Source organism: Pseudomonas brassicacearum subsp. brassicacearum, assembly GCF_008801605.1.
Taxonomy (GTDB): Bacteria; Pseudomonadota; Gammaproteobacteria; order Pseudomonadales; family Pseudomonadaceae; genus Aquipseudomonas; species Aquipseudomonas brassicacearum.
Map to the genome: position 1 here is coordinate 115,852 of NZ_VZPJ01000008.1, position 26,051 is coordinate 141,902.

The following is a 26,051-nucleotide window of genomic DNA, read 5'->3' on the forward strand; positions in this document are numbered from 1 at the left end:
AAGCTTCTCCTGTTCAGGCCTGCGCTGCACGGGCGGCAGCGAAGGCGTCTGGGGTGTTGAGGTTGGAAGTCGACACGCCTTCGGCGCAGCGTTTGTTCAGGCCTGCCAGCACTTTGCCAGGGCCGCATTCGACCAGCTCGGTCGCGCCCTTGGCCGCCAGGGTCTGCACCGATTCGACCCAGCGAACCGGCTTGTAGAGTTGCTCCAGCAGATCACGCTTGAGGGTCTCGAGATCCGGCGCCACGTTGGCGCTGACGTTCTGCACCACGGGAATCTGCGGGGCCTGCCAGTCGATGGCGGCGATGGATTCGGCAAAGCGCTCGGCAGCCGGACGCATCAGTTCGCAGTGCGACGGCACGCTGACCGGCAGTGGCATGGCGCGCTTGGCGCCACGGGCCTTGCAGCCCTCGATGGCGCGCTCGACAGCGGCCTTGGCACCGGCGATGACCACTTGGCCCGGGGAGTTGAAGTTCACCGCACTGACCACATCGCCTTGCGCCGCTTCGGCACAGGCGGCCAGCACATCGGCGTCTTCCAGGCCGAGGATCGCGGCCATGCCGCCCTGCCCGGCCGGAACCGCTTCCTGCATCAACTGGCCACGACGCTCCACCAACTTCACCGCGTCGCCCAGGCTCAGGCTGCCAGCGGCTACGAGGGCGCTGTATTCGCCCAGGCTGTGACCGGCGACGAATGCCGGACGCGCGCCGCCTTCAGCCAGCCACAGGCGCCACAATGCGATAGAGGCGGTCAGGATGGCCGGTTGGGTTTTATCGGTTTGATTGAGGCGCTCTTCCGGCCCTTGCTGGGTCAGTGCCCAGAGGTCATAGCCGAGCGCATCGGAAGCTTCTTTGAATGTTTCGAGGATCAGCGGGTATTGCGCGCCCAGCTCGGCCAGCATGCCGAGGGACTGCGAGCCCTGTCCTGGAAAGACGAATGCGAGGGAAGCAGACATGAAAACAAAGCCCCTAATGATCTTGTCGTCAAAAATTGACGCCCCTGGGGGCGCTAGGAAACTGAGAGTTGGATGGCGGCTTGAACCGACCGGTCACATTTAAGCATTGTCGGACGAAAACGCCTAAGTTAACAAATCCTCGAGGCGACCATGCAGGCGCTCCGGCAGGTTTTCCTGGATCTCGATCACCGCTCGGTTGATCGCGCTCTGGAAACCCTGCACGCCCGCCGAACCATGGCTCTTGATCACGATCCCCTGCAACCCGAGAAAACTCGCACCGTTATGCCGCGCCGGCGCCAGGTCGGCCTGCAACCGACGCATCAACGGCAACGCCAAGGCGCCGACTACCCGCGAGGCCAAGCTTTGCTTGAACAAAGTCTCGATACGCTGGCCGATCATGGTGGCCAGGCCTTCGCTGGACTTGAGCAGGATATTGCCGACGAAGCCATCACACACCACCACATCGGCCTCGCCACGGTACAAGCCATCGCCTTCGACGAAGCCGATGTAGTTGATGCCGCGCGCGCCCTGCAGCAGCGTGGCCGCCAGCTTGACCTGCTGGTTGCCCTTGATGTCTTCGGTGCCGATGTTCAGCAACGCCACACGCGGGCGCACGATGCCCAGGGTTTCTGCCGCGACCGAGCCCATCACCGCAAATTGCAGCAAATGCTCGGCACTGCAATCGACGTTGGCCCCCAGGTCGAGCAACTGACAAAACCCACGCTGGGTCGGGATCGCCGCCACCATCGCGGGCCGGTCGATACCCGGCAAGGTCTTGAGCACGTAGCGCGACAGCGCCATCAGCGCGCCGGTATTGCCAGCGCTGACGCATGCCTGGACCTTGCCATCGCGCAGCAGCTCAAGGGCCACCCGCATCGAAGCGTCGGGCTTGCCGCGCAAGGCCTGGGCCGGCTTTTCGTCCATGGTGATGATTTCGGACGCTGGGGCAATAGTCAGGCGCGCGCGATCGACAGCCGATTGGCCGCTGAGCATTTCTTCCAGGAGGGAGGGTTGACCGACGAGGGTCAGGTGCAGCGAGGGTGTAGCATTCAGACAAGCGAGGCTGGCCTGAACAATGCTGCGGGGACCGAAGTCCCCGCCCATTGCGTCAATCGCGATGACTTGAGCGGACAAGTGATTACTCGTCAGCGCCCTTGTCGATCACTTTACGGCCACGGTATACGCCTTCTGGCGATACGTGGTGACGCAGGTGAACTTCACCAGTGGTTTTTTCTACGGACAGGGTGCTAGCCTCGAGAGCGTCGTGCGAACGGCGCATGTCACGGGCAGAGCGGGATTTTTTGTTCTGCTGAACAGCCATAATTGATTAACTCCTAAACGTTTGGGTCACGCTTTAACTGCGCCAATACACTGAACGGGTTGGACCGCGTTACCTCGTCCTCGCTCGGTTCGGGCTCATCTGCTCCCGCCGGCTGCTGGCATTCTTCCGGATGATGAGCAGGCACAATGGGCAAGGCGAGCAGAAGCTCCTCCTCGATCAGTGACTGCAGATCCAATGGATCTTCGCCCAGTTCCAGCACGTCATAACCTTTCGGCAACGACTGGGTATTCGCACCCTCCTTCACCACGGCGTAACTGCACTCGCTGTGGATCGGCAGGGTGACCAGCTCAAGACAACGCTGGCAAACCATTTTGACTTCAGTGTCGATAAAGCTGTGGATAACCACAGATTTACGTTCATCTCGTTCAAAAACGAATTTGGCCTGGACCGTACCGACATCGTCGGAAAGCGGGTCGCAGAGTCTCTTCAAATCGGCCAGCAGCAGTTCACCTTGAAGGGTGGTGCCACGGTCAGCCAATTTGCGCGGGTCAACGTGAGGTGGAATCGGGTCATTCAACATAGGCGCAGCATTATAGGGATGCCCCCGGCCATGTCAAAGGAAATTCAGCCCTGTCCGTCACTTGCGCGCCTCGCTAGAATTCAGCCCTGCCTTTTGGAGCCGCCCATGCTGCCTTTATTACTTGCCTCAAGCTCGGTCTATCGCCGGGAATTGCTTGCCCGCCTGGGACTGCCGTTCGTCTGCTGCTCACCCGACATCGACGAAAGCCATCGCCCCGGCGAGCCCGCCCTTGAACTGGTCAAGCGCCTGGCCCGGGAAAAAGCCCTGGCACTGGCCGACAGCCACCCGGCGCACCTGATCATCGGTTCAGACCAGGTCGCCGTGCTCGGCGAACGCATCCTGGGCAAGCCTCACACCTTCGAGAACGCTCGCGAGCAACTGCTGGCTGCCAGCGGCACCAAGGTCACGTTCCTGACCGGCCTGGCACTGCTCAACAGCCAGACCGGCACCTGCCAGGTCGACTGCATTCCGTTTACCGTCACCATGCGCACCCTGGACCCAGAGCGCGTCGAACGCTACCTGCGGGCCGAGCAGCCTTACGACTGCGCCGGCAGCTTCAAGGCCGAAGGACTTGGCGTGAGCCTGTTCCAGAGCACCGAAGGGCCAGACGCCACCAGCCTGATCGGCCTGCCACTGATTCGTCTTGTGGATATGTTGCTGGCCGAGGGCGTGCAGGTTCCCTGATCCAACATACAATGTGTGGCGAAGGAATTCATTTGTGGGAGCAAGGCTTGCCCGCGATGCAGGCCCGTGATGATACAGGCCAGCCGAGTTATCGCTCATCGCGAGCAAGCTTTGCTCCCACGGCAATCTCCTCACCACAGAAGATCGCGCGAAACGAGGAGCTAGCGCAACGTCGGCCCCTGGAAGCCCATCCACATCGCCAGATGCTCGGCGATGCTTGCCCCCAGCTTTTTCGAGAAGCGATCGAACGGTGACTCTTCGATCGTGAAGTCCACCAGGTCCTTCTGACCGATCACATCCCGCGCCACCGAACTGGCACTGCCCAAGCCGTCGATCAGGCCCAGCGGCAATGCCTGCTCCCCCGACCAGACCAGCCCGGAGAACAGCTCCGGATGCTCCTTGTCCTTCAGGCGCTCGCCTCGGCCCTTCTTGACGCTGGCAATGAATTGCTTGTGAGTGGTGTCGAGCACGCTCTGCCAAAAAGCGGTTTCTTCAGGCTTTTGCGGCTGGAACGGATCAAGGAAGGATTTATGCTCGCCGGATGTATACACACGACGCTCCACGCCCAGTTTCTCCATGGTCCCGACAAAGCCATAGCCGGCCGCTGTCACACCAATGGAGCCCACCAGGCTGGCCTTGTCGGCATAGATCTGGTCCGCCGCACTGGCAATGTAATAGGCACCGGAAGCACCGAGATCGGAAATGACCGCATACACCTTGATATCCGGGTGCAATGCGCGCAACCGCACGATCTCGTCGTAGACGTATCCCGATTGCACCGGGCTACCGCCGGGACTGTTGATGCGCAGCACCACGCCCTTGACCTTCGAGTCCTCGAAGGCGGCCCGCAGGCTACCGACAATGTTGTCGGCACTGGCAGGCTCTTTGTCGGCGATCATGCCCTCGATATTGATCAAGGCGGTGTATGCCGAGCCGGCGACAGCGCTTTTCTCCATATCCATCAGCGGCGTGAACAGCGCCAATGCAACAAAGAGATAAGTAAAGGTCAGCAATTTGAAGAAAATACCCCAGCGACGGGAGCGACGCTGTTCCTGCACGCTGGCGAGCAAGGTTGTTTCCAACAGCTTCCAGCTTTTGTCATCCCCGCTCTCGGCGCTCGCCTTGACAGGTGCTTTCCATTCATCGGTCATGCGTGAATCCCCAGCAAAACTTAAAGAGCCCGCTGGCTCAGCCAGGCGTGCAACTCAGGAAAATGATCAATGGCCAGTCGCGGCTCGAATGCCCGCAGTGCCTCGATCGTTTGAGCGCCGTAGCTGACCGCCACCGAGCCCATGCCGGCGTTGCGCGCCATCTGCAGGTCGAATGACGAATCCCCCACCATCAGCGCCTCATCCGGCCGCACGTTGCAATGCGCCAGGATCTGCTCGAGCATCAGCGGATGCGGCTTGCTGGCGGTTTCATCCGCGGCACGGGTGATATCGAAATAATCCTCCCAGCCATGGGACTTGAGCACTCGATCCAGCCCGCGACGAGCCTTGCCGGTCGCGACAGCCAGGTGATAGCCCTCGGTACGCAGAGCCTCCAGCGTACCCGCCACGCCATCGAACAATGGTGAAGGCTCGGCGTCCAGCGCGATATAGTGATCGGCGTAATGCTGGCGAAAAACCACCAGCTCACTGTCGTCAATTTCCGGATACAGGCTGCGAATGGCTTCTGGCAACCCGAGACCGATGATGCCTTTCACCGCCAAGTCGTCGCACCGGGCAAACGCCATACGGTCCGAGGCGACATGCATCGCCTCCACGATCCGACCAATGGAGTTGGCCAGAGTGCCGTCCCAATCGAAGATCAGCAGCTTGTAGTCAGGATGCACTCAACCGCTCCACGGTCTTGGCCCACATGTCATCCACCGGGGCCTGCAATTTCAGCTCGCCACCATCGGGCAGCGGCACGGTCAGCATGTAAGCATGGAGAAACAAGCGCTTACCGCCCAGATCGCGGATTTCCTTGGTGAAATCGTCATCGCCGTATTTGCTGTCGCCGGCAATGCAATGCCCGGCATGCAAGGTGTGGACACGGATCTGGTGAGTACGCCCGGTCACGGGCTTGGCCTCGATCAGGGTGGCGAAGTCGTCGAAGCGGCGCAGCACCTTGAACACCGTCAGCGCCTCCTTGCCCTCCTCGTTGACTTCGACCATGCGCTCGCCGGAACGCAGGTTGCTCTTGAGCAACGGCGCACGGACTTGCTTGATGGAGGTTTCCCAGCGGCCACGCACCAGCGCCATGTAGCGCTTGTCGACGCCGTCGCCGCGCAATTGCTCGTGCAGGTGGCGCAACATGCTGCGTTTCTTGGCAATCATCAGCAGGCCGGAGGTGTCGCGATCAAGGCGATGGACCAGCTCCAGCTCCTTGGCGTCCGGACGCAACTGACGAAAGGCTTCGATCACTCCGAAATTCAGGCCGCTGCCGCCGTGAACCGCAATGCCCGCGGGCTTGTTGATCACGATCAGGGCTTTGTCTTCATAGATAATCGAGGCTTCAAGGCGTTGCAGCAGACCCTGGGCCAGAGGCACCGGCTCATCGCGCTCGGGCACGCGAACCGGCGGCACGCGCACGATGTCACCGGCCTGGAGCTTGTATTCGGGCTTGATCCGACCTTTGTTCACCCGCACTTCGCCTTTGCGCAAAATGCGGTAGATCAAGGTCTTGGGCACGCCTTTGAGCCGGGCCAGCAGGAAGTTATCGATTCGTTGGCCGGCATATTCCGGCGAGACCTCGAGCAGTTGAACGCCAGGGGTCGAAGGGGCAGTAGTTGTCATGGCGGCGATCATAACAATTTTTTATGGAATTGAAGCACTTAATCATTGCTGCTATAGTCGCGAACGCCGCCAAAAGTGGCTGGACAGTGGACTAACGGTCAAAAACCGGCCCTGACCAACGCAATTCACGAGGACGAGAGGCCGTCCTACGGGGCTTTCGCTACGTAACGGTAGAGTTTTCAGGTGTAACGAGCGCAGGTGACATGAGGCCTGAAATACGCCGCAAAGCAGAGTTTTGACTCGCCTTGCGCGCCACATTCACGGCCAGTTCACAAAGTGCAGTCAGCTGCGGACGACCCCGAGCGAATGCTTCGGAAACAACGCCTAAATTAGCCATGATGCGTGACCTCCCCTTTCGGAGCTCACGGTAAATGCCAACCCGCTGCGGATTCTGCGCGCGGCAGCACCCGAATTATCAGGGATACGTGTAGGGTGGAGATGTACAACCGTCGGACTGTGTAGCACTAGGCTTATATTTAGACGCTTCATCTCGTCCACAGGCGCCGGTTGATTCCTCCTCCTGACTGAGTGCTTGAGTACCAGCAAGCAGGACGCGTCCGTCGCGACTTCGCCATCATTGGGTCGAACTCGCTGGACACTGGAGTGGCCTTGCCATCTTCAGGACGCACCTGACACCGACCGTGAGAAGTCGTGTGTGCCGAACGCCGTTTCCGGCAGCCCGGAAACCGACGGTACTACATGAAAAGAATGCTGATTAACGCAACTCAACCCGAAGAGTTGCGTGTTGCACTGGTAGACGGCCAGCGCCTCTACGACCTGGATATCGAATCCGGTGCACGCGAGCAGAAGAAGGCCAACATCTATAAAGGCCGGATTACTCGCATCGAACCAAGCCTTGAGGCTGCCTTTGTCGATTTCGGCTCCGAGCGCCACGGCTTCCTGCCCCTCAAAGAAATCTCCCGCGAATACTTCAAGAAGGCCCCTGAAGGCCGCGTCAACATCAAGGACGTCCTGAGCGAAGGCCAGGAAGTCATCGTCCAGGTCGAAAAAGAAGAACGTGGCAACAAGGGCGCCGCCCTGACCACCTTCATCAGCCTGGCCGGCCGTTACCTGGTCCTGATGCCGAACAACCCTCGCGCCGGTGGCATCTCCCGCCGCATCGAAGGCGAAGAGCGCAACGAACTGCGTGAAGCCCTGAACGGCCTGGTTGCACCGGCTGACATGGGCCTGATCGTGCGCACTGCCGGCCTTGGCCGCAGCAGCGAAGAAATGCAGTGGGACCTCGACTACCTGCTGCAATTGTGGACCGCCATCAAAGAAGCCTCGCTGGATCGCTCCGCGCCGTTCCTGATCTACCAGGAAAGCAACGTGATCATCCGCGCCATCCGCGATTACCTGCGCCAGGACATCGGCGAAGTGCTGATCGACAGCGTCGAAGCCCAGGACGAAGCCCTGACCTTCATTCGCCAGGTGATGCCGCAGTACGCCAGCAAGATCAAGCTCTACGAAGACAGCGTTCCGCTGTTCAACCGTTTCCAGATCGAAAGCCAGATCGAGACCGCCTTCCAGCGCGTCGTCGAACTGCCGTCCGGCGGCTCCATCGTCATCGACCCGACCGAAGCCCTGGTGTCCATCGACATCAACTCGGCCCGCGCCACCAAAGGCAGCGACATCGAAGAAACCGCCCTGCAGACCAACCTTGAAGCGGCCGAGGAAATCGCCCGTCAGTTGCGCCTGCGCGACATCGGCGGCCTGATCGTCATCGACTTCATCGACATGACCCCGGCCAAGAACCAGCGCGCCGTGGAAGAAAAGGTCCGTGAATGCCTGGAAGCCGACCGCGCCCGCGTACAGGTCGGTCGCATCTCGCGCTTCGGCCTGCTGGAAATGTCCCGTCAGCGCCTGCGTCCGTCCCTGGGCGAAAGCAGCGGCATCGTTTGCCCGCGTTGCAACGGCACGGGCATCATCCGTGACGTCGAGTCGCTGTCCCTGGCGATCCTGCGCCTGATCGAAGAAGAAGCCCTGAAAGACCGCACCGCCGAAGTTCGCGCCCAGGTGCCGATCCCGGTGGCCGCGTTCCTGCTCAACGAAAAACGCAACTCGATCACCAAGATCGAACTGCGTACCCGCGCCCGTATCGTCATCCTGCCGAACGATCACCTCGAGACGCCGCACTTCGAAGTGCAGCGCCTGCGCGATGACAGCCCGGAAGCCCACACCAACCAGTCCAGCTACGAAATCGCTGCTGCCGCTGCCGAAGTGGAAGAAGTCCAGCCGGCCGCCGCCACTCGCACCCTGGTTCGCCAGGAAGCCGCGGTCAAGACCGCTCCGGCCCGCGCCAACGCTCCGGTTCCGACCGAAGTGGCCGCTCCGGTTGCCGCCCCGGCCGCTGCACCAGAGCCAAGCCTGTTCAAAGGCCTGGTGAAGTCGCTGGTCAGCCTGTTCGCCACCAAGGAAGAACCTGCTGCCCCGGCCGTCGTCGCCAAGCCTGCCACGACCGAGCGTCCTACCCGCAACGAAGAACGCCGTAACGGTCGCCAACAGACCCGCAACCGCAACGGTCGTCGTGACGAAGAACGCAAACCTCGCGAAGAGCGTGCACCGCGTGAAGAACGCGCGCCACGTGAGCCGCGTGAAGAGCGTCAGCCGCGCGAAGTTCGTGAGGAAGCGCCAGCCGTAGCCCGCGAAGAGCGTGCACCGCGTCCGCCGCGTGAAGAACGCCAGCCGCGCGCACCGCGTGAAGATCGCAAGCCACGTGGCGAGCGTGAAGAACGTGTTCGCGAATTGCGCGAGCCACTGGATGCCGCCCCGGCTGCCGCCGCCGCCACCGCTGAAGAGCGTCCGGCTCGCCAGCCTCGTGAAGAACGTGCACCGCGTCCGCCACGTGAAGAGCGCCAGCCACGCGCCGAGCAGGCAGCCGCCGCTGCCAGCGAAGAAGAAGTGCTGAACACCGAAGAGCAGTTGCAGGAAGACGGCCAGGACACCGCCGAAGGCGATCGTCCACGCCGCCGCTCCCGTGGCCAGCGTCGTCGCAGCAACCGTCGTGAGCGTCAGCGTGACGCCAACGGCAACGTGATCGAAGGTTCGGAAGAGTCCGAGTCCACCGAGAACGCTGAAGCGCCAAGCGCTGCCGACCTGGCCGCCGGCCTGGCCGTGACTGCCGCCGTTGCCAGCAGCGCAATCAGCGCCCCGGCCGAAGCCCAGGCTCACGAACAAGCCGAACGCGCTACCGCTGCCGTGGAAAGCGCGCCAGTTGCTGAAGCTCCGGTAGTCGAAGCCACTACTCCGGTAGAAACCACTGCTTCGCCAGAAGTGGAAGTCGCCCCGGCCCATGAAGCCCAGGTTGCTGAAACTGAAGTGGTCGCCGAGCCTGCACCGGTCGTCGAGCAGCCAGTGGTAGCCGCTGAGCCGGCCTTCGAAGCACCGGCCGAGGAAAAGGCCCCAGAGCCTGCCCGCGAGGAGCAGACTGCGTTCAACTGGACCGCCGAGCCAGTTGCACCGGCACCTGTTGTCGAGCCAGAACCGACACCAGAACCCGTGAAAGCGGTCGAGCCAGAAGTGGTCGAGCCTGCTCCAGTGGTCGAAGCACCCGTGGTTGTCGAAGCACCGGCCCCGGTTGAAGAGCCAGCACCTGCCAGCGCCCTGACCGCAAATGGCCGCGCGCCGAACGATCCGCGTGAAGTGCGTCGTCGCAAGCGTGAAGCCGAGCGTCTGCAGAAGGAAGCCGAACAAGCTGCCGCTGCTGCCGCTCAAGCGCCTGCTGTCGAACCAGCTCCAGTCGTGGAAGAAGTCGCCGAGGCAGCCCCTGCCCCGGTCGCCGAGGCCCCGGCTGAATCGGCTCCAACGTTCGACGAACCTCAGCACACTGCTGAAGAAGTCGTGCCGCGTCACACTGAAGCCCTGGAAAAAGAGCACGAGCCTAAACCTCACGCCTGATTCCACCGCCCAGTAAAAAGCCCCGCCTGGTCATGCCAGGCGGGGCTTTTTTATGCCTTCATACTTATCCACAGTGGGTCTGGGACCAGGCACAAGATTTATGCCCCCTGAAGATCCAATGTGAGAGCCGAGCTCGCTCGCGATGGCGCCGGGTCAGCTTGCATCAATGCTGAATGCCAGACCGCTTTCGCGAGCAAGCTCGCTCCCACAGGGATCTGGGGGCGGGCACAAGATTTATGCCCGTTGAAGATCCAATGTGGGAGCCGAGCTTGCTCGCGATGGCGCCGGGTCAGCTTGCATCAATACTGAATGTCAGCTCGCTTCCACAGGCTTCTGCGTCGTCTGTTATTTGAAGGCCAGTGCCTCTGGCACATCTACATCCCACGTTACGCCCGGGTCATCCACCGGCACTTCGACCACTTGCGCCCCGGCAAACAATACCTTGGCCCCCCGATCACCGGTCAATGCCATCAGTTTCGGTCCAAACCCACGACCGAATCCCACCGGATGCCCGTACTCACCGGCAAGGACCGGCACGCTGATGCCGTCCGTGCGGATCCCTGCCACCACCTGTTCGATGCTCGACGGCAGGATGAAGGGCATGTCGCCCAGCACTATCAGCCAGCCATCAAGGTCCGGGCAGGCCTGGACGCCTGCGGCAATGCTGTCGCCCAGGCCGGGCGAGTCCAGCTCCACGAAATCGCAGCCATAGGCCTGGGCCATGCGAACGGCTTGCGGCCGATCCCTGCTCGTCACCAGCAGGCGCTTTTCCAGGGCGGCTGGCAGATTCACCAGCACCTGTTCGATCACCGACCGCACGGCGCCGTCACGCCCGGCGCAATCAGCCAGCAATTTATCCTTGTCCGGGCCTGCAATACGGCGGAAACGGCTGCCCGATCCGGCCGCCAGAATGATCACGCCAATCGACTCGCTCATACGCCCTCCTTGCCCACGGCTTACAGCGGCTTTTTCTGCCGCAGTTCAACGCCATTCTTGATGGCCACGATTTCGGCCAGCAGCGACAAGGCGATTTCCGCCGGGGTGTGGCTACCGATGTGCAAGCCGATGGGTCCATGCAAGCGTTCAATGGCCTCTGCTGACAAGCCTAGCTGAGCGAGGTTATCCCGGCGCTTCTGGCTGTTGACTCGCGACCCCAGGGCGCCGACATAAAAAGCCTTGGAGTCCAGGGCCGTAAGCAGCGCCATGTCGTCCAGGCGTGGGTCATGGGTCAAGGCCACAATGGCGGTGCGTTCGTCGGTCTGGATGCTCAACACCGCTTCGTCGGGCATCCCCGAGACGAAGCGGCCATGCTGCTCTTCCCAACCATAGACAAACTCCTTGCGCGGATCGCAAATCAGCACTTCAAAGTCCAGCAGCCGGGCCATTTCCGCCACGTAGCGCGACAGTTGCCCTGCGCCAATCAGCAGCAGCCGCCAACGCGGACCGTATATGGCCCGCAGGACCTGCCCATCGAACACCAGGGCGTCGGTCTTGCTGGCCGGGGTCAGGACCACGTTGCCGCTGGCGACTGTCAGCTCACGGGCGACAATCTCATGGGCTTCGCAACGTTCCAGCAACTGCGCGACCCAGTATGGGTCGCCCACCCGCTCTTCGGTCAGGCGCAGGGTGCCGCCGCACGGCAGGCCGAAGCGCGCCGCTTCTTCGCGGGTGACGCCATAGGTGATCAGTTGCACCGGCGGACCGTCCGCCGGAATGCGACCGTCGTGCAACCGGGCGATCAGGTCATCCTCGACACAACCGCCCGACACCGAACCAATCACCACGCCATCTTCGCGCAGGGCCAGCATCGCCCCCGGCGGCCTTGGCGCGGTACCCCAGGTCTGGACCACAGTGAACAGCACCACCCGCCGCCCGGCGCGGCGCCACTCAAGCACGCTGCGCAGGACGTTCAGATCAACGCTGTCCATCAGGCCTTCGCCTGCTGCCAGCCCTGCAGCTGATAGCGCACAGGCAGGCTACGAATACGCTTGCCAGTGGCAGCGAAAATCGCGTTGCACAGCGCAGGCGCAATCGGCGGCACGCCCGGCTCGCCGACACCGCCCAACGGCACCTCACCCGGCGGCGTGACCAGATGCACCGCCACTTCCTTGGGCGCCAGGGACATGCGCGCCACTTCGTACATATGGAAATTGTCCTGCTGCACCTTGCCGTCCTTGAAGCTGATTTCCCCTACCATGGCATTGCCCAGGCCCATGACGCAGGCGCCCTCGAACTGGGAACGGATGCGCTCGGGGTTGATCTGCGGACCGCAATCCACGGCAATGTCCGCCTTGTGCACGATCACCGTGCCATCGTCCTTGACCTCCACCTCGATCACCGCCGCCACGTAAGTGACGAAGCTGTAATGCACCGCCAACCCCAGGCCACGGCCCTTCGGCAGCTCCCGGCCCCAACCGGCGGCCTTCGCAGCGGTTTCCAGCACCGTGCGAATCCGCGCGGTATCAATCGGATAACGCTCGGGGGATTCGCCATAGTTCCATTCTTCGCTCAAGGTACGCGGATCGATCTTGCGGTCCGGCCCGAGCAATTTGACCTGGTACTTCAGCGGATCCTGGCCGGCCTTGTGGGCCAATTCGTCGATGAAACTCTGGATCGCGAAACCATGGGGGATGTTCGACACCGAACGGTACCAGCCCACCCGGGTGTGAGCCGTGGCTTCGGGGTTCTCCAGGCGCAGGTTCGGGATGGCGTAGGCCATGTTGGTCACGCCCATGCCTATTTCGAACGGCGCCTCGTGGGTCATGCCCGGCGCAAACAGTGCGGTGATGCTCGGGGCCACGGTGCGGTGCAACCAGCCGGACGGCATACCGTCCTGGTTCAGGCCGGCCTTGAGGTATTCGGCCGATACAGTGTGGAAATACGAGTGATGGATGTCGTCCTCGCGGGTCCATTGCACCCGTATCGGCTGGCCTGGAAACTCCTTGGCAAGCACCGCTGCTTCGACGACGAAATCGGGTTTGGACTTGCGTCCGAAACCACCGCCCAGCAACGTGATGTTCACCGTGACCTTATCGAAAGGAATGCCCAGGCGTTCGGCGACACGTTCACGGGTCACCTGCGGGGCCTGGCTCGGTGCCCAGGCCTCGCATTGACCGTCCTTGAACCGGGCAACGGCAACCATCGGCTCCATCGGTGATTGGGACAGGTGCGGCAAGTAATACGCCGCTTCCAGGGTCGAGTCGGCCTTGGCCAACGCGTCGTCGAGGTCGCCGCTGCTGCGCACGACTTTTCCGGGCTTGAGGGCCGCCGCTTCCAGTTCCTTGCGATAGGCAATGGAGTCATACCCGGCATTCGGGCCGTCGTCCCACTGGATTTTCAACGCTTCGCGGCCCTTGATCGCCGCCCAGGTGTTCTTCGCCACCACCGCCACGCCGCCCAACGGCTGGAATTCCGAGGGCAGCGGGCGCCCTTCGATCTGCACCACCTTGATCACGCCCGGTACTTTCAGCGCCGCGCTGCTGTCCACGCTCTTGACCTTGCCACCATAGACCGGCGGACGCGCGATGACGGCATAGAGCATGCCGTCGAAATGCACATCGGCACCAAACACGGCACGACCGTTGACGATGTCCGCACCATCAATGGCCCGGCTCGCCTCCTTGCCGATGTAGCGGAACTCCGATGGCTGCTTGAGGCGCAAGCTGTCACGCCCCGGCACCGGCAAGGCACTGGCCGCAGCGGCCAATTCGCCATAGCCCAGTTCACGCCCCGAAGGCTGGTGCAGCACTTTGTGCAGTTGGGCATGGCATTCACCCACCGGCACCTTCCACTGCGCAGCGGCGGCCTGTTCCAGCATGGTCCGGGCGGCAGCACCGCAACGGCGCATCGGCTCGTACCAATGACGCATGCTACGCGAGCCGTCGGTATCCTGGTTGCCGAAGCGCGCCTCATCGGCCGGCGCCTGCTGCACCTTCACACGCGCCCAGTCGGCCTCCAGCTCATCGGCCACGACCATGCTCAGGCTGGTGCGCACACCCTGGCCCATTTCCGAACGGTTGCAGATCACGGTCACGCTGCCATCAGCGGCAATGCTGACGTACACCTTCGGGTCGTCGACCGCGCCATGGGGCATGCCCTCGGCACCGAATTTCTTTTCCTCGGCAAAGGCCTCCGGCAGGCCCCACGTGGCCGCCAGCACCAGCACACCGGTGGCGCTCGCGCCTTTGAGGAAGCCGCGACGGCTGAGGTTGCTCAGGACAAAATCATCGGGCAAGCGGCTCATGCCTTGGCCTCCTTCAGGTGAGTGGAGGCCTGGCGGATCGCGGTCTTGATCCGGTTGTAGGTGCCGCAGCGGCAGATGTTGCCGACCATGGCTTCTTCGATCTGCTCGTCACTCGGGTTGGGGTTGGTCTTGAGCAAGGCGGTCGCCGACATGATCTGCCCGCCCTGGCAGTAACCGCACTGGGCCACCGCCGTGTCGAGCCAGGCCTTCTGGACGATTTGCCCGACCGGATCGACATGAAGTTCGTCGATGGTGCTGACATTTTGCCCATTCACAGAACCGATTGGCGTAATGCAGCTGCGCGCCGGGGCGCCGTCGATGTGGATGGTGCACGCGCCGCACAGGCCCATGCCGCAGCCGAATTTGGTGCCGTTGTAACCGGCTACATCCCGAATAGCCCACAGCAGCGGCATGTCCTCGGTCACATCCAGTTGATGGTCTTTTCCATTGAGTTTCAGGGTAATCATGGGCACGCCCGCATAGTTATCGAGTTATGGGGTCGAGCAATCTGCCGCCGGGTTGACGGTTCGGTTGTCGCAGACTGGCTCAGGCTGATCGGGCTCTCTTATGCCGGCGCACGCAGGCGTCTGCATCGGGCCTTTAGGATGCGATGGTCGCATCGTTAGGAAGCTAAATTAACCCAGGATCACGCAAAACGCCCTGCACAATCCTGCACAAATGCTTGTGTGCGGGGTGTGCAGGGCGTTTTTTCAGGCGGTCGCAAAGCGCGGTTCAGTACCGATTGGGCTCCATTTCCAGCTCGACCTGGAAACGTTCGGCAATGTCTTTCTGGATGCGCAGGGCCAGGTCCAGAAGTTGCGGGCCCGTGGCGCTGCCGTAGTTGACCAGCACCAACGCCTGCAACTTGTGCACCCCGGCATCACCTTCGCGAAAGCCCTTCCAGCCGGCGCGCTCGATCAGCCAGCCGGCAGCGACTTTCATCTGCCCCTCAGGCTGTGGATAAGCCACCAGGTCAGGGTATTGCAGCTTTAAGTGCGCCACGTGCGCGGCCGGCACCAGCGGGTTCTTGAAGAAGCTGCCGGCATTGCCCAGCACCGCCGGGTCCGGGAGTTTTTCGCTGCGGATGCTGCAAATGGCCCGGCTCACATCGGTGGGTGTTGCCTGCTCGATGCCCTGCTCGGTCAATCGCTGACGCACCGGGCCGTATTCCAGATGCAAGTGCGCGGCGCGGCTGAGGGCAAAACGCACCCGCAGGATCAACCAGCGACCCGCTTGCTGCTTGAACAGGCTGTCGCGATAAGCGAACCGACAGTCTTCAAGGCTGAAATCGCGCAGTTCGCCGGTCTGGCGATCGAGCGCGGTGAGGCCGGCGAAGACGTCCTTGATCTCCACACCGTAGGCGCCGATGTTTTGCATCGGTGCCGCGCCCACGGTGCCGGGAATCAGGCTGAGGTTCTCCAATCCCGCCCAACCTTGCACCAGGGTGTGCTGGACGAAAGGATGCCACGGCTCCCCTGCTTCGGCTTCGACCACCACCCGTTCGCCGTCATCGCTGAGCAGGCGAATACCGTGGCTGGCCATGCGCAGCACCAATGCATCGATGTCGCCGGTCAGCAGCAGGTTGCTGCCGCCGCCGATTACCAGCAATGGCACGGCATGTTCGGTGGCATAAGCCAACGCCTGGCGAACATCGTCATCGCTGTGGGCTTCGGCGAACAACCGGGCAGTGACGTCCACACCAAAACTGTTGAAGGGCTTGAGGCTGACGCCCGCCCGAACCTGCAAGGTCATAACCGCCCCTTCAATTCGATCACCAGGCGATCGGTAGCGCGTTCGATCAGGTCCAGCACTTGTTCGAAGCCTTGTTCGCCGTCGTAGTACGGGTCCGGTACATCGTCGAGTTCAGCCTCGTAGCGGCGCAGGAACAGATCCAGCTCGGCCTTGCCATTAGCCGGTTGCAGAGCCTTGAGATTACGCAGATTGCTGCTGTCCATCGCCAGGATCAGGTCGTAGGCGGCGAAGTCGGCGCGGGTCACCTGTTGCGCGCGCAGGGCCGACAAGTCGTAGCCACGCTTCAGGGCCGCCGCCTGGCTGCGCTTGTCCGGCGCTTTGCCGACGTGCCAGTCACCGGTGCCGGCGGAAGCGACTTCCACCTGCCCGGCCAACCCGGCCTCACGCAACTTGTGGCGCAGGATGCCTTCGGCGGTGGGTGAGCGGCAGATATTGCCGAGGCAGACGAACAGGACCCGCATCAAGCCTCCAGCAGGCGACGAACGCGCTCGAGGTCTTCGGCGGTGTCGACACCGGTCGGCGGGGCGATCAGCGCATCGGCGACGTGGATCCGCACGCCGTGCCACAGGGCACGCAGCTGCTCCAGGGATTCAGTGTTTTCCAGCCAGCACGGGCCCCAGGCGACGAAGTCCTGGAGAAAGCCGGCGCGGTAGGCATAGATGCCGATATGGCGGCGGTACGGCACGCCCTCCGGCATCACGTCACGGCTTTGGGCGAATGCGTCCCGCGCCCAGGGCAATGTCGCGCGGCTGAAGGTCAACGCCAGGCCATTGAGGTCACTGACCACCTTGACCACATTGGGGTTGAACAGGGTCTGCACATCCTCGATCGGCTCAGCCAGGGTGGCCATGCGCGCCTCGGTGTGGGCCGCGAGGTTGGCGGCGACCTGATCGATCACGCTCGGCGGGATCAACGGCTCGTCACCCTGCACATTGACCACGATAGCGTCGGCGGCAAGACCGAGTTTCGCCGCGACCTCCGCCAGGCGGTCAGTGCCCGAATTATGGTCTTCACGGGTCAGCACGACTTCGGCGCCAAAGCCTTTGCAGGCCTCGACGATGCGCGCATCGTCAGTCGCCACCACCACACGCTGGGCGCTGCTTTTGCAAGCCTGCTCCCAGACATGCTGGATCATCGGCTTGCCGGCAATCGACAGCAACGGCTTGCCGGGCAGGCGCGTCGAAGCGAAACGCGACGGAATGACAACGGTAAAGGCTGCAGTCATTTATCCAGGCGCTCGTCGGTGGTCAGGGTACGGGCTTCGCTTTCGAGCATCACCGGGATGCCGTCGCGAATCGGGTAGGCCAGGCCGGCGCCCTTGCTGATCAGTTCGGTCTTGTCGGCGCTGAGCTTGAGCGGGCCTTTGCAGACCGGGCAGGCCAGAATGTCGAGCAGTTTGGTGTCCATGGAATTCCCCTGGATAAAAGGTTTTAAGGCAAAAGCCGATCCGGCAACAGGCGCATCAACTGCGTATCGAACCAGGCCGCGAAGGCCGGCGACGGCGCGGCGTCTACCGCCAGGTACCACCAGTCGGGTGCGGCGAAGGCACGGCATTTGACTGCGTCCTTTTCCGTCATGACCACCGGCAGCGATGGCGTGAAACTCAAGGCCTGGGCGCTGTATTCGGCGTGGTCGGCAAACCCATGCGGTATTGGCCGCCAGTGTAGCGTTTCGAGGGTCTTGAAGAAACGCTGGGGATTGCCGATGCCGGCCACGGCATGCAGGGCCTGGCCGGGTGGAAAATGCTCAAGGGAGCACCGCTCGCCACTGGCCAGGTTCACCAGCGCGGTGGGACGCAATTGGAAGGCGAAACCGTCTTCGCGGTCGGCACTGGCGCCGTTGTACAGCACGGCGTCGACCGATTGCAGGCGCTCGACCGGCTCGCGCAACGGCCCTGCAGGCAGGCAACGTCGGTTGCCCAGGCCACGGGCGTTGTCGATCAACACCAGCTCCAGGTCGCGGGCCATCCGATAATGCTGCATGCCGTCGTCGGACAGGATCAGGTCCAGCGGTTCGGCCTCCAGCAGTGCCTGGATGGCGCGACTGCGATCAGGGTCGATCATCAACGGCACACCGGTGCGCTGGACAATCAACAGCGGCTCGTCACCCGCGACGTCGGCGCCCTGCTCGGCCGCGACCCGCCAAGGCAGTTGCGGCGGCTTGGCGCCGTAACCCCGGCTGACCACGCCGACCCGCAGGCCACTGCGCTGGCAGTGCTGGATCATCCACAGGATCAACGGCGTCTTGCCGGTGCCGCCAACGGTGATATTGCCCACCACGACCAACGGCACGGGGGGCTGGTAGATCTGGCCTTCACCCGCCAGGAAACGCTCGCGCTTGCCCACCACCACCCGTCGGTACAACCACTCCAGCGGCCGTAGCAGGGTCAGGGCCGGGTGACCTTCATACCACGCGGCAAGCAATCGATCGGACATGGCCATCAGGGTGCGGGGGCCGCCTCGACCGTGGTCATGCGCAGATGGCTGAAACCGAGCTTGCCAGCCGCGTCCATGGCGGTGATCACCGATTGGTGAGGGGTCTTGCCGTCGGCGCTGATGGACAGCGGCAGGTTGGTGTCGCCGCCAGACTCTTTCTGCAGGGCCTCGATCAGGCTCGCCAGGTCGCTCTTGGGCAGTAATTGGTTGTCCACCGAGAACGCCCCTTCGGCGCTGATGGTGATTTCCAGGTTCTTCAGTTGCTGGTCTTCGGCCGGCGAGCCGCTGACGGCCTGTGGCAATTCAACCTTGAGCTGGGTTTCCCGGGTGAACGTGGTGGTCACGACGAAAAACAGCAGCAGGATGAACACCACGTCGATCAGCGACGCGAGGTTGATCTCGATGTTTTCCCGTGGCTTGCGGCGGAATTTCACTTCTTGCCCCCAGCCAGGTCCACGTCACGGTCCCCCTGCACCACCTCGACCAGCTTGATGGCTTCCTGCTCCATGCCCACCACCAACTCGTCGACGCGGCGTTGCAGGAACCTGTGGAAGAACACCGAAGGGATACCGACCATCAGGCCAGCAGCGGTGGTGATCAAAGCCTTGGAGATCCCCCCCGCCAGCACCGCGGCGTTAGTGGTCATGCCGGAGCCGGTGAACGCACTGAAGATGTCGATCATGCCCAGCACCGTACCCAGCAGGCCCAGCAGCGGGGACATGGCGGCGATGGTGCCCAGGGTATTGATGTAGCGCTCCAGTTCATGGATGACCCGGGCGGCGGCTTCCTCGATGCACTCCTTCATGATCTCGCGACCATGCTTGGAGTTCGCCAGGCCGGCGGCGAGGACTTCCCCCAAGGGCGAACTGGCTCGCAGCTCCTTGAGCTTGTCCTTGTTCAGCTGCTTGTCCTTGATCCAGACCCAGACCTGCCCGAGCAGATGCTCCGGGGTCACGCGGCTGGCCCGCAGGGTCCACAGGCGTTCGGCAACGATACCCAGTGCCGCGATGGAACTCAGAATGATCGGCAACATCATCCAGCCGCCGGATTTGACCAATTCCCACACAGTGACTGCCCCCTCGAAAAAGTGCGCCACTTTATCACACAGACTCGCCTTGCAGACCCGCCCCCACCGATAAGCGCATCAGCCGATTGCGCTGGATCAATATTGCCCCGGTGGCCCGACGGCTGGCGGATCACGCCAATAACGGCGGTGCCCGGCCTCGGTGCGCGGCACCCCGAAAGCCCCCAGTAGCAGACGAATGGCGCCCTGCTCGGCACTGTCGTAGATCGCCAGGCCTGAGCGCCGATACCGGGCCATCACCTGGGGATGAGGGTGGCCGAACGCATTGCCCTGCCCTCGAGAGATCAATACCGAATGCGGCTTGAGACGCGACAGCAACGCCATCGACGACGAACTGCGACTGCCGTGATGCGGCGCGGCCAGCCACTGGATCGGCACGGCCAGGGCCTCGTCGAGCAAGGCGCGCTCGGCAGGGGTGTCGATATCGCCGGTCAGCAGCAGGCGTTCACCGCCGGCCTCCACCAGCAAGACGCAGGACTTCTGGTTGCTCTCGACGGCAGAGGCCCACCGCCACAGTTCGAACCCGACCCCATCCCATTCCCAGCGCCTGCCACTGTCGCAAGGCCCGGCCAGCAGCTCGGCGGGCAGCGCGTCTGGATCGCCGCTGATCACTTCCAGCGTCGGCAGCCCATTGCGCACGGCGCGGGCACCGCCAGCGTGATCGGCGTCGGCATGGCTGAGCAACATCAGGTCCAAGCGGCGCACACCCAGTTTGCGCAAGGTCGGCAGGACGACCCGCTCGCCCGCGTCAGCCTCGCCAAAGCGCGGCCCGGCGTCGTAAAGCAGGGCGTGCCGCCGGGTCCGCACCAGCACCGCCAGCCCTTGGCCCACGTCCAGTTGCCAGATCTCGGCGTGCCCTTGCGGCAGGTGTTCTTGCGGTGGAAAAACCATCAGCAACACCATCGGCCACCCCAGTACACGTAGCGGCACACCTTTGGGCAACAGCAGCAAAAAAGCACCGAAGGCGGCGATGCCCAAGGCCCAGGGCGGGACTGCGGCAGGAACCCAGGCCGGCATTCGTCCGGCAACCAGTGCCAGCCCCTTGAACAGCAGATCGAGCAGCCCACCGGCAATCCACAGCAGGCCTTCGCCCATGAGCGGCACCGGCAACAATGCCGTGCCAAGCAGCGCCAGCGGCAATACCAACAGGCTGATCCAGGGCACCGCGAGCAGGTTCACCAACGGCCCGCTGAGGCTGACCGGCAAACCCACGATCAACAACAACGGACACAGGCCGAGCGCGACCAGCCACTGGGCACGGGTCCAGGTTTGCCACCAGCGCCAGGGCCCCAGGCGAGCGCCAAAGGTGAACATCAATATGGCCACGGCCGCAAACGACAACCAGAACCCCGGCCGCAAGCTGGCAAGCGGGTCGAACACCAGCACCCCGACGAAGGCCAGCAGCCATGCCCACCACGGATCTGGCTGTTTGAAACGCAAGCGCCACAGCAGCACCAGGCCGATCATCGCGCAGGCCCGCCGCACCGGCACCTCGAAGCCGGCGAGCAAGCCGTAGCCCAGGGCGGCACAGAAGGCCAGCCCACAGGCCCAAGGCAACCAGGCCAGACCCACCGGCCAAAGACCATAACGCGCCGCGCCGGCCACCAACAGGTACACCAGGCCGGCGAGCAGGCCGATGTGTTGCCCGGAGATCACCAGCAAGTGGACGGTGCCGGTGTCTTGCAGCACCTGCCAATCCTCGCGACTCAGCCCGCCGCCGTCGCCCAGCACCAGAGCCGCCAGCGCACCGGAGCGGCCGTGGGCATCGACCTGTGCCAGCGCCTGGCGCACCTCGTCACGCCAGGCCCCCCGGGCCGCTTGCAGGCGATGGCCATCCTTGATGGTACCGGTCGCGCCGATGCCGCGGCTCAGCAACCAGGCGGCATAGTCGAAGCCGTGCGGGTTCAGCAGCCCACTGGGCCGCTTGAGCTTCACCGCCAATCGCCATCGTTCGCCGCTGTTGACCGGCGGACCACCGAACCAGGCGAGGCGCATCGCCGTCGGCAGACGGGTACGGCGTGAATGGACATCGGCCAGTTCGAAGCGCATCACGCCTTCGCCCTGTTGCGGCAAACCGATCACTCGACCCTCGACCCAGCGGGTTTCGCCGTCGAGCGCGATGGGTAACCGGTCATCCAGCGCACACTGCGCCGACAGGCAGGCCCAGGCCAGCCCGAACAGGAAAAAACCCAGCGGGTAGGTTCGAAACGGCAACACCATCAGCGCCAGCACCGGCATGGCTGTAATCAGCCATATCGGCGGCAGTGCCGGCAAAAAAATCGGGGCCAACAGCCCCAGTGCAAGCGCGACTAACCCTGTGCGCATAACCCGTCCTTGAGAGTGCCCTCTTCAGGCATAGACGGTCCACGGCACCGCTGGCGTTATCAATTGTCACAAAGTCTGAATCTGTCAGCCGTAGAATCCGGACATACTTGCGGCCTTAATGCGTTGAACCGACCGAGAAGCCTTATGCCCCGGCGCCTTTTCAAACGTTACATGCCAGACCCAGAGAGCATTCGGGAACATAAATCCTTACGTTTTCTCGGCACCCTGCTGCACGATCCCAACCTTTGGCACCTCAATCGGCACTCTGTCGCCCGGGCGATGGCTGTAGGCCTGTTTGCCGCATTCTTGCCAATCCCGTTGCAAATGTTGCTGGCCGCCGCACTGGCCATCACAGTGCGCGGCAACATGCCGATTGCGGTGAGCCTGGTGTGGCTGACCAATCCGATCACCATGCCGGCGGTGTTCTTCTGCACTTACCAGACCGGCGCCTGGCTGATGGACGTGCCCGCCCGGACGTTGCCCGAAGAGCTGACCTGGGAATGGATCAGCGGCCAGTTGTCCACCTTGTGGCAGCCGTTCCTGCTCGGCTCGGTGGTGACCGGACTGGTACTCGGCGCCCTCGCCTACTTCGTCACCATGAGTTACTGGCGCTGGTGGGTGGCCCGACAGTGGAAGCGGCGCAAGAAAAGCCGGATGTGAAATGCAAAAAGGCCTCCTGGGAATGGAGGCCTTTTTTTGGCGTTCATACTGACGCCATCGCGAGCAAGCTCGCTCCCACAGGAAGGTTAGGTACGCATCCCGCGCCCGCTGACCAGCAACCGCGCACAACCGATGTAAAGCACCAAGGTCGCCACCAGCATGAAGGTAATGGCGATGCTGATCTTGATGTCCGATACCCCGAGGATGCCGTAGCGAAAGGCATTGACCATGTGCAGCACCGGGTTGGCCAGGGACACGGTCTGCCAGAACGGCGGCAGCAGGGAAATCGAGTAGAACACTCCGCCCAGGTAGGTCAGCGGCGTGAGCACGAACGTCGGGATGATGGAGATGTCATCGAAGTTGCGCGCAAACACGGCATTGATGAAACCCAGCAGCGAAAAGATCGTGGCCGTGAGCACCACCACCAATACCGTCACCCCCAGGTGATGCACCTGCAAATGGGTGAAGAACAACGACAGCAGGGTCACGATCAGGCCCACCGCCAGGCCGCGCAGCACACCGCCCAGGGTATAGCCGATGAGGATCGTATGGGGCGACACCGGTGAGACCATCAGCTCTTCGATCGAACGCTGGAACTTGCTGCCGAAGAAACTCGACACCACGTTGCCATAGGAGTTGGTGATCACCGACATCATGATCAGCCCCGGCACGATGTAGTCCATGTACGTGAAGCCGCCCATGTCGCCGATCTGCCGGCCGATCAGGTTACCGAAGATCACGAAGTACAAGACCATGGTGATGGCCGGCGGCAGCAGCGTCTGCGGCCAGATCCGCATGAAACGCCGAACCTCACGGTAAACGATGGTATTGAGGGCGATGAGGTTGGGGCGCAGTTCGGAACTCATGCTCATACCGCCACCTTCGCCAGATTTTTCTCCACCAGGGACACGAACAACTCCTCGAGGCGATTGGTTTTGTTGCGCAGGCTCTGCACTTCAATGTTCTGCAAGGCCAGCTGGGCGAACAACCCGGTGATACCCACGGCTTTGTCCACCTGGACTTCCAGGGTGTGGCTGTCCACCAGGCGGGCCGGATAACCCATGAGCCGGGGCGCCGTCGTCAGGTCGTTTTTCAGGTCCAGCAGGAAGGTTTCCACATGCAGTTGGCTGAGCAACTGGCGCATGCTGGTGTTCTCGACGATGGTGCCGTGGTCGATGATGCCGATGTTGCGGCACAACTGTTCAGCCTCTTCCAGGTAATGGGTGGTGAGGATGATGGTGATGCCTTTCTGGTTCAGCTCGGTGAGGAAGGCCCACATCGAACGACGCAGTTCGATGTCCACGCCGGCAGTCGGTTCATCGAGAATCAACAGGCGCGGCTCATGCACCAGCGCACGGGCAATCATCAGGCGCCGCTTCATGCCGCCGGACAATGAACGGGACGGCACGTCGCGCTTATCCCACAGGCCTAGTTGGGTCAGGTACTGCTCGGCGCGCTCGTTGGCGATCTTCGGCGGAATGCCGTAGTAACCGGCCTGGGTCACGACGATGTCGAAGGTCTTCTCGAACTGGTTGAAGTTGAATTCCTGGGGCACCACGCCGATGCAGCGCTTGAGGGCGGCGGGCTCGCGGTCCAGATCATGACCAAAGACGTTCACCGTGCCGCTGGTCTTGTTCACCAACGTGGAAAGAATGCCGATGGTGGTGGATTTGCCGGCACCATTGGGGCCGAGCAAGGCGAAGAAATCACCTTCGGCGACATCCAGATCGATACCACTCAAGGCCTGGAAACCGTTGCCGTAGGTTTTGGTTAGCTGCCGGATGGACAGAGCGGAACTCATATCGGATTACGCACCAAGAAGGGAGGGAGGAAAAGAATAGATAAGGGCGGGCGGCGAGCAATGCAACCACGGCGCACGAAGGCAATGGTGCTCGGCGTCGCCGCACAAGTACAGTCAAGTGTGTCGATAGTAAGTATTAAGTCAACGCGGTCATGACAGCCTTGCGGTAGGCCGGACGCTGCTGCAACCGCGCGTACCAGGCCTGCACGTTAGGTAGCGCAGCGCGCTGGATGGGCATCTCGAACCAGGCATAAATGAAACTGCCCAGGGGAATGTCGCCCATGCCGATTTCATCACCCGACAGGTAGGGCTGCTCACTCAAGGTCTGCTCGACCATCGCCAGCAAGTCGTCGCACTCTTTGATCGCCGCGTTGATGGCCGCCCAGTCCTGTTGCTCGGCCGGGGTACGCAAGACGCCCCAGAACACCGTGCGAAACGGTGCGGCAAAGCTGGAGGTGGTCCAGTCCATCCATTTTTCAGCCTGGGCCCGTGCCTGTATGTCAGCGGGGTACCAGGCCGAACCCGACGCATGGCGAGCAGCCAGGTAACGCACGATGGTGTTGGATTCCCAGAGCACGAAGCCATCGTCTTCGATCATTGGCACCCGACCATTGGGGTTTTTCGCACGGTACTCGGGCGTGTCCACCACACCGAATGCCCCGCCCGCATCAATGGCCTCGTAGGCCAGCCCCAACTCTTCTGCGCACCACAACGCCTTGCGCACATTCGATGAATTCTTCCGGCCCCATATCTTCAGCATCACGGCGTCCCTCGATGGATAAATGCCGCCGCAGCATACGCCGGATCAGGCGCGACTCAAATCACCCTGCATGTCACCGAGCAAGCACGGCACCTGCGCGCCGAACAGGTGCGGGTAGCATTTTTCCAGGTGTTCGAAGAAGAACGCTTCGGGTACATCGGCGAACTGGCCGTGGTCGGTGACATATTCCATCAGCTTCGCCCCTTGCCGGTTGAACGGGTGGAAAACGCTGTCGTGGCGACCGTCGAATTCCAGCGGGGCCACGTCGAACAACTCGCACAGCCCTTGGTTGAATGCCGGCGTGGCCTTGACCCAGCGGTCGTTCAGGTACAGCTCGGTATAACCGTGCATGGCGAACACGTCGCTCCTGAGCAATTCCAACAAGCGCGGCGTGGACAAGTGATTACGGACATCCGCCAGGCCGATGCGCGCCGGGATGCCGCAATGCCGGGCGCAGCCGGCCAGCAAGGTAGCCTTGGGCACGCAATAGCTTTCGCCGGCAGCCAGCGCGTAACTGCCGCGCAGGGTCACCGGGTCGCGACTGAAGGTATAGGGGTTGTAGCGCACCGCCTCGCGCACGGCGTAATACAGGCTGACCGCCTGGGCCAGCGGGTCGCGGTCGGTGCCGCGGTGGGTTTCGGTGAAGTCGATGACCGCGGGGTGATCGCTGTCGATGAAGGGGCCGGGGTTCAGGTATTGCTGCATAAAGGGAAGACCTCTCGGGAAACATCACCGCTTGCCTCGAGTTTATCCACAGCCCCCAGCCAGCGATAACGGCATTCCGGCCAAACAATGGCGTTTTCTCACCTTGTTAAC

General features: G+C 62.5%; 26 protein-coding genes. 3 read left to right on the plus strand and 23 right to left on the minus strand.

The annotated features are described in order from the left end of the window. Positions 1 to 13 precede the first annotated feature (13 nt). The 4 genes from fabD to F7R20_RS19020 form a co-directional block, all read right to left on the minus strand. Positions 14 to 952, minus strand: a complete 939-nt coding sequence (gene fabD, locus F7R20_RS19005) for an ACP S-malonyltransferase (protein WP_003204258.1) — start codon at positions 950 to 952, stop codon at positions 14 to 16. A 123-nt stretch (positions 953 to 1,075) separates the two neighbouring features. After that, a complete protein-coding gene (gene plsX, locus F7R20_RS19010) occupies positions 1,076 to 2,086 on the minus strand; it encodes a phosphate acyltransferase PlsX (RefSeq protein ID WP_080560998.1) in 1,011 nt (336 codons plus the stop codon). Positions 2,087 to 2,090: 4 nt separating this feature from the next. Beyond that, positions 2,091 to 2,273 carry a 50S ribosomal protein L32 gene (gene rpmF, locus F7R20_RS19015; RefSeq protein WP_003179396.1) on the minus strand — a complete coding sequence of 61 codons (183 nt, stop codon included), beginning with the start codon at positions 2,271 to 2,273 and terminating at the stop codon, positions 2,091 to 2,093. Positions 2,274 to 2,286: 13 nt separating this feature from the next. Continuing rightward, on the minus strand, positions 2,287 to 2,814 hold the full coding sequence (locus F7R20_RS19020; RefSeq protein ID WP_003204262.1) for a YceD family protein: 528 nt from the start codon (positions 2,812 to 2,814) through the stop codon (positions 2,287 to 2,289). 105 nt (positions 2,815 to 2,919) lie between these two features. Here F7R20_RS19020 and F7R20_RS19025 point away from each other — a divergent pair, with 105 nt between their 5' ends. Then, positions 2,920 to 3,498 (plus strand): Maf family protein, encoded by a 579-nt coding sequence (locus F7R20_RS19025; protein ID WP_003204264.1) that lies wholly within the window; start codon positions 2,920 to 2,922, stop codon positions 3,496 to 3,498. 161 nt (positions 3,499 to 3,659) lie between these two features. On the opposite strand, the gene sppA is transcribed toward F7R20_RS19025, so the two are convergent. From sppA to rluC, 3 genes are read right to left on the minus strand one after another with little or no spacing between them, the layout of a single operon-like run. Next, positions 3,660 to 4,649, minus strand: coding sequence for a signal peptide peptidase SppA (sppA, locus tag F7R20_RS19030; RefSeq protein ID WP_003204267.1), 990 nt, complete (start codon positions 4,647 to 4,649; stop codon positions 3,660 to 3,662). A 20-nt stretch (positions 4,650 to 4,669) separates the two neighbouring features. Next, entirely contained in the window at positions 4,670 to 5,332 is a 663-nt protein-coding gene (locus F7R20_RS19035; protein ID WP_003204268.1) for an HAD-IA family hydrolase, read from the minus strand. Beyond that, a complete protein-coding gene (rluC, locus tag F7R20_RS19040) occupies positions 5,322 to 6,278 on the minus strand; it encodes a 23S rRNA pseudouridine(955/2504/2580) synthase RluC (protein ID WP_027911492.1) in 957 nt (318 codons plus the stop codon). Before rluC ends, F7R20_RS19035 begins: the two co-directional genes overlap by 11 nt. Positions 6,279 to 6,977: 699 nt before the next feature. On the opposite strand from rluC, the gene rne reads away from it, so the two are divergent. Then, positions 6,978 to 10,175, plus strand: coding sequence for a ribonuclease E (gene rne / locus F7R20_RS19045; RefSeq protein WP_003204272.1), 3,198 nt, complete (start codon positions 6,978 to 6,980; stop codon positions 10,173 to 10,175). Positions 10,176 to 10,520: 345 nt separating this feature from the next. Here the strand turns inward: rne and F7R20_RS19055 are convergent, their stop codons facing one another. The 12 genes from F7R20_RS19055 to F7R20_RS19110 form a co-directional block, all read right to left on the minus strand. Then, entirely contained in the window at positions 10,521 to 11,111 is a 591-nt protein-coding gene (locus tag F7R20_RS19055) for a nucleotidyltransferase family protein (RefSeq protein ID WP_003204274.1), read from the minus strand. A gap of 20 nt (positions 11,112 to 11,131) precedes the next feature. Further along, entirely contained in the window at positions 11,132 to 12,103 is a 972-nt protein-coding gene (locus F7R20_RS19060) for an XdhC family protein (RefSeq protein ID WP_003204276.1), read from the minus strand. Beyond that, on the minus strand, positions 12,103 to 14,418 hold the full coding sequence (locus F7R20_RS19065; RefSeq protein WP_003204278.1) for a xanthine dehydrogenase family protein molybdopterin-binding subunit: 2,316 nt from the start codon (positions 14,416 to 14,418) through the stop codon (positions 12,103 to 12,105). The genes F7R20_RS19060 and F7R20_RS19065 overlap by 1 nt, the downstream gene beginning before the upstream one ends. Beyond that, positions 14,415 to 14,885, minus strand: a complete 471-nt coding sequence (locus F7R20_RS19070) for a (2Fe-2S)-binding protein (protein WP_003204280.1) — start codon at positions 14,883 to 14,885, stop codon at positions 14,415 to 14,417. Before F7R20_RS19070 ends, F7R20_RS19065 begins: the two co-directional genes overlap by 4 nt. A gap of 265 nt (positions 14,886 to 15,150) precedes the next feature. Continuing rightward, positions 15,151 to 16,170, minus strand: a complete 1,020-nt coding sequence (gene murB, locus F7R20_RS19075; protein ID WP_003204282.1) for a UDP-N-acetylmuramate dehydrogenase — start codon at positions 16,168 to 16,170, stop codon at positions 15,151 to 15,153. Continuing rightward, the gene (locus F7R20_RS19080) at positions 16,167 to 16,631 is read right to left on the minus strand and encodes a low molecular weight protein-tyrosine-phosphatase (RefSeq protein ID WP_003204283.1); all 465 of its coding nucleotides are present in this window, start codon (positions 16,629 to 16,631) and stop codon (positions 16,167 to 16,169) included. Before F7R20_RS19080 ends, murB begins: the two co-directional genes overlap by 4 nt. After that, a complete protein-coding gene (gene kdsB / locus F7R20_RS19085; RefSeq protein ID WP_003204286.1) occupies positions 16,631 to 17,395 on the minus strand; it encodes a 3-deoxy-manno-octulosonate cytidylyltransferase in 765 nt (254 codons plus the stop codon). The genes F7R20_RS19080 and kdsB overlap by 1 nt, the downstream gene beginning before the upstream one ends. Continuing rightward, positions 17,392 to 17,577 (minus strand): Trm112 family protein, encoded by a 186-nt coding sequence (locus F7R20_RS19090; protein ID WP_003179363.1) that lies wholly within the window; start codon positions 17,575 to 17,577, stop codon positions 17,392 to 17,394. Before F7R20_RS19090 ends, kdsB begins: the two co-directional genes overlap by 4 nt. A 23-nt stretch (positions 17,578 to 17,600) precedes the next feature. Beyond that, positions 17,601 to 18,611 carry a tetraacyldisaccharide 4'-kinase gene (lpxK, locus tag F7R20_RS19095; RefSeq protein WP_003204290.1) on the minus strand — a complete coding sequence of 337 codons (1,011 nt, stop codon included), beginning with the start codon at positions 18,609 to 18,611 and terminating at the stop codon, positions 17,601 to 17,603. Then, on the minus strand, positions 18,611 to 19,039 hold the full coding sequence (locus F7R20_RS19100; RefSeq protein WP_003204292.1) for an ExbD/TolR family protein: 429 nt from the start codon (positions 19,037 to 19,039) through the stop codon (positions 18,611 to 18,613). The genes lpxK and F7R20_RS19100 overlap by 1 nt, the downstream gene beginning before the upstream one ends. Beyond that, the gene (locus tag F7R20_RS19105) at positions 19,036 to 19,671 is read right to left on the minus strand and encodes a MotA/TolQ/ExbB proton channel family protein (protein ID WP_003204294.1); all 636 of its coding nucleotides are present in this window, start codon (positions 19,669 to 19,671) and stop codon (positions 19,036 to 19,038) included. Before F7R20_RS19105 ends, F7R20_RS19100 begins: the two co-directional genes overlap by 4 nt. 96 nt (positions 19,672 to 19,767) lie before the next feature. Next, on the minus strand, positions 19,768 to 22,014 hold the full coding sequence (locus F7R20_RS19110) for a DNA internalization-related competence protein ComEC/Rec2 (RefSeq protein ID WP_003204296.1): 2,247 nt from the start codon (positions 22,012 to 22,014) through the stop codon (positions 19,768 to 19,770). Positions 22,015 to 22,158: 144 nt separating this feature from the next. Here F7R20_RS19110 and F7R20_RS19115 point away from each other — a divergent pair, with 144 nt between their 5' ends. Beyond that, a complete protein-coding gene (locus F7R20_RS19115; protein WP_003204298.1) occupies positions 22,159 to 22,674 on the plus strand; it encodes a DUF2062 domain-containing protein in 516 nt (171 codons plus the stop codon). Positions 22,675 to 22,760: 86 nt separating this feature from the next. Here F7R20_RS19115 and F7R20_RS19120 read toward each other — a convergent pair whose 3' ends face one another. The 4 genes from F7R20_RS19120 to F7R20_RS19135 form a co-directional block, all read right to left on the minus strand. Further along, on the minus strand, positions 22,761 to 23,540 hold the full coding sequence (locus tag F7R20_RS19120) for an ABC transporter permease (protein ID WP_003204300.1): 780 nt from the start codon (positions 23,538 to 23,540) through the stop codon (positions 22,761 to 22,763). A gap of 2 nt (positions 23,541 to 23,542) precedes the next feature. Further along, the gene (locus tag F7R20_RS19125; protein ID WP_003204301.1) at positions 23,543 to 24,475 is read right to left on the minus strand and encodes an ABC transporter ATP-binding protein; all 933 of its coding nucleotides are present in this window, start codon (positions 24,473 to 24,475) and stop codon (positions 23,543 to 23,545) included. 136 nt (positions 24,476 to 24,611) lie between these two features. After that, positions 24,612 to 25,235, minus strand: coding sequence for a glutathione S-transferase family protein (locus F7R20_RS19130; RefSeq protein WP_003204303.1), 624 nt, complete (start codon positions 25,233 to 25,235; stop codon positions 24,612 to 24,614). Between the two features lie 45 nt (positions 25,236 to 25,280). Continuing rightward, positions 25,281 to 25,940 (minus strand): transglutaminase-like domain-containing protein, encoded by a 660-nt coding sequence (locus F7R20_RS19135; RefSeq protein WP_003204305.1) that lies wholly within the window; start codon positions 25,938 to 25,940, stop codon positions 25,281 to 25,283. Between the last annotated feature and the right edge of the window lie 111 nt (positions 25,941 to 26,051).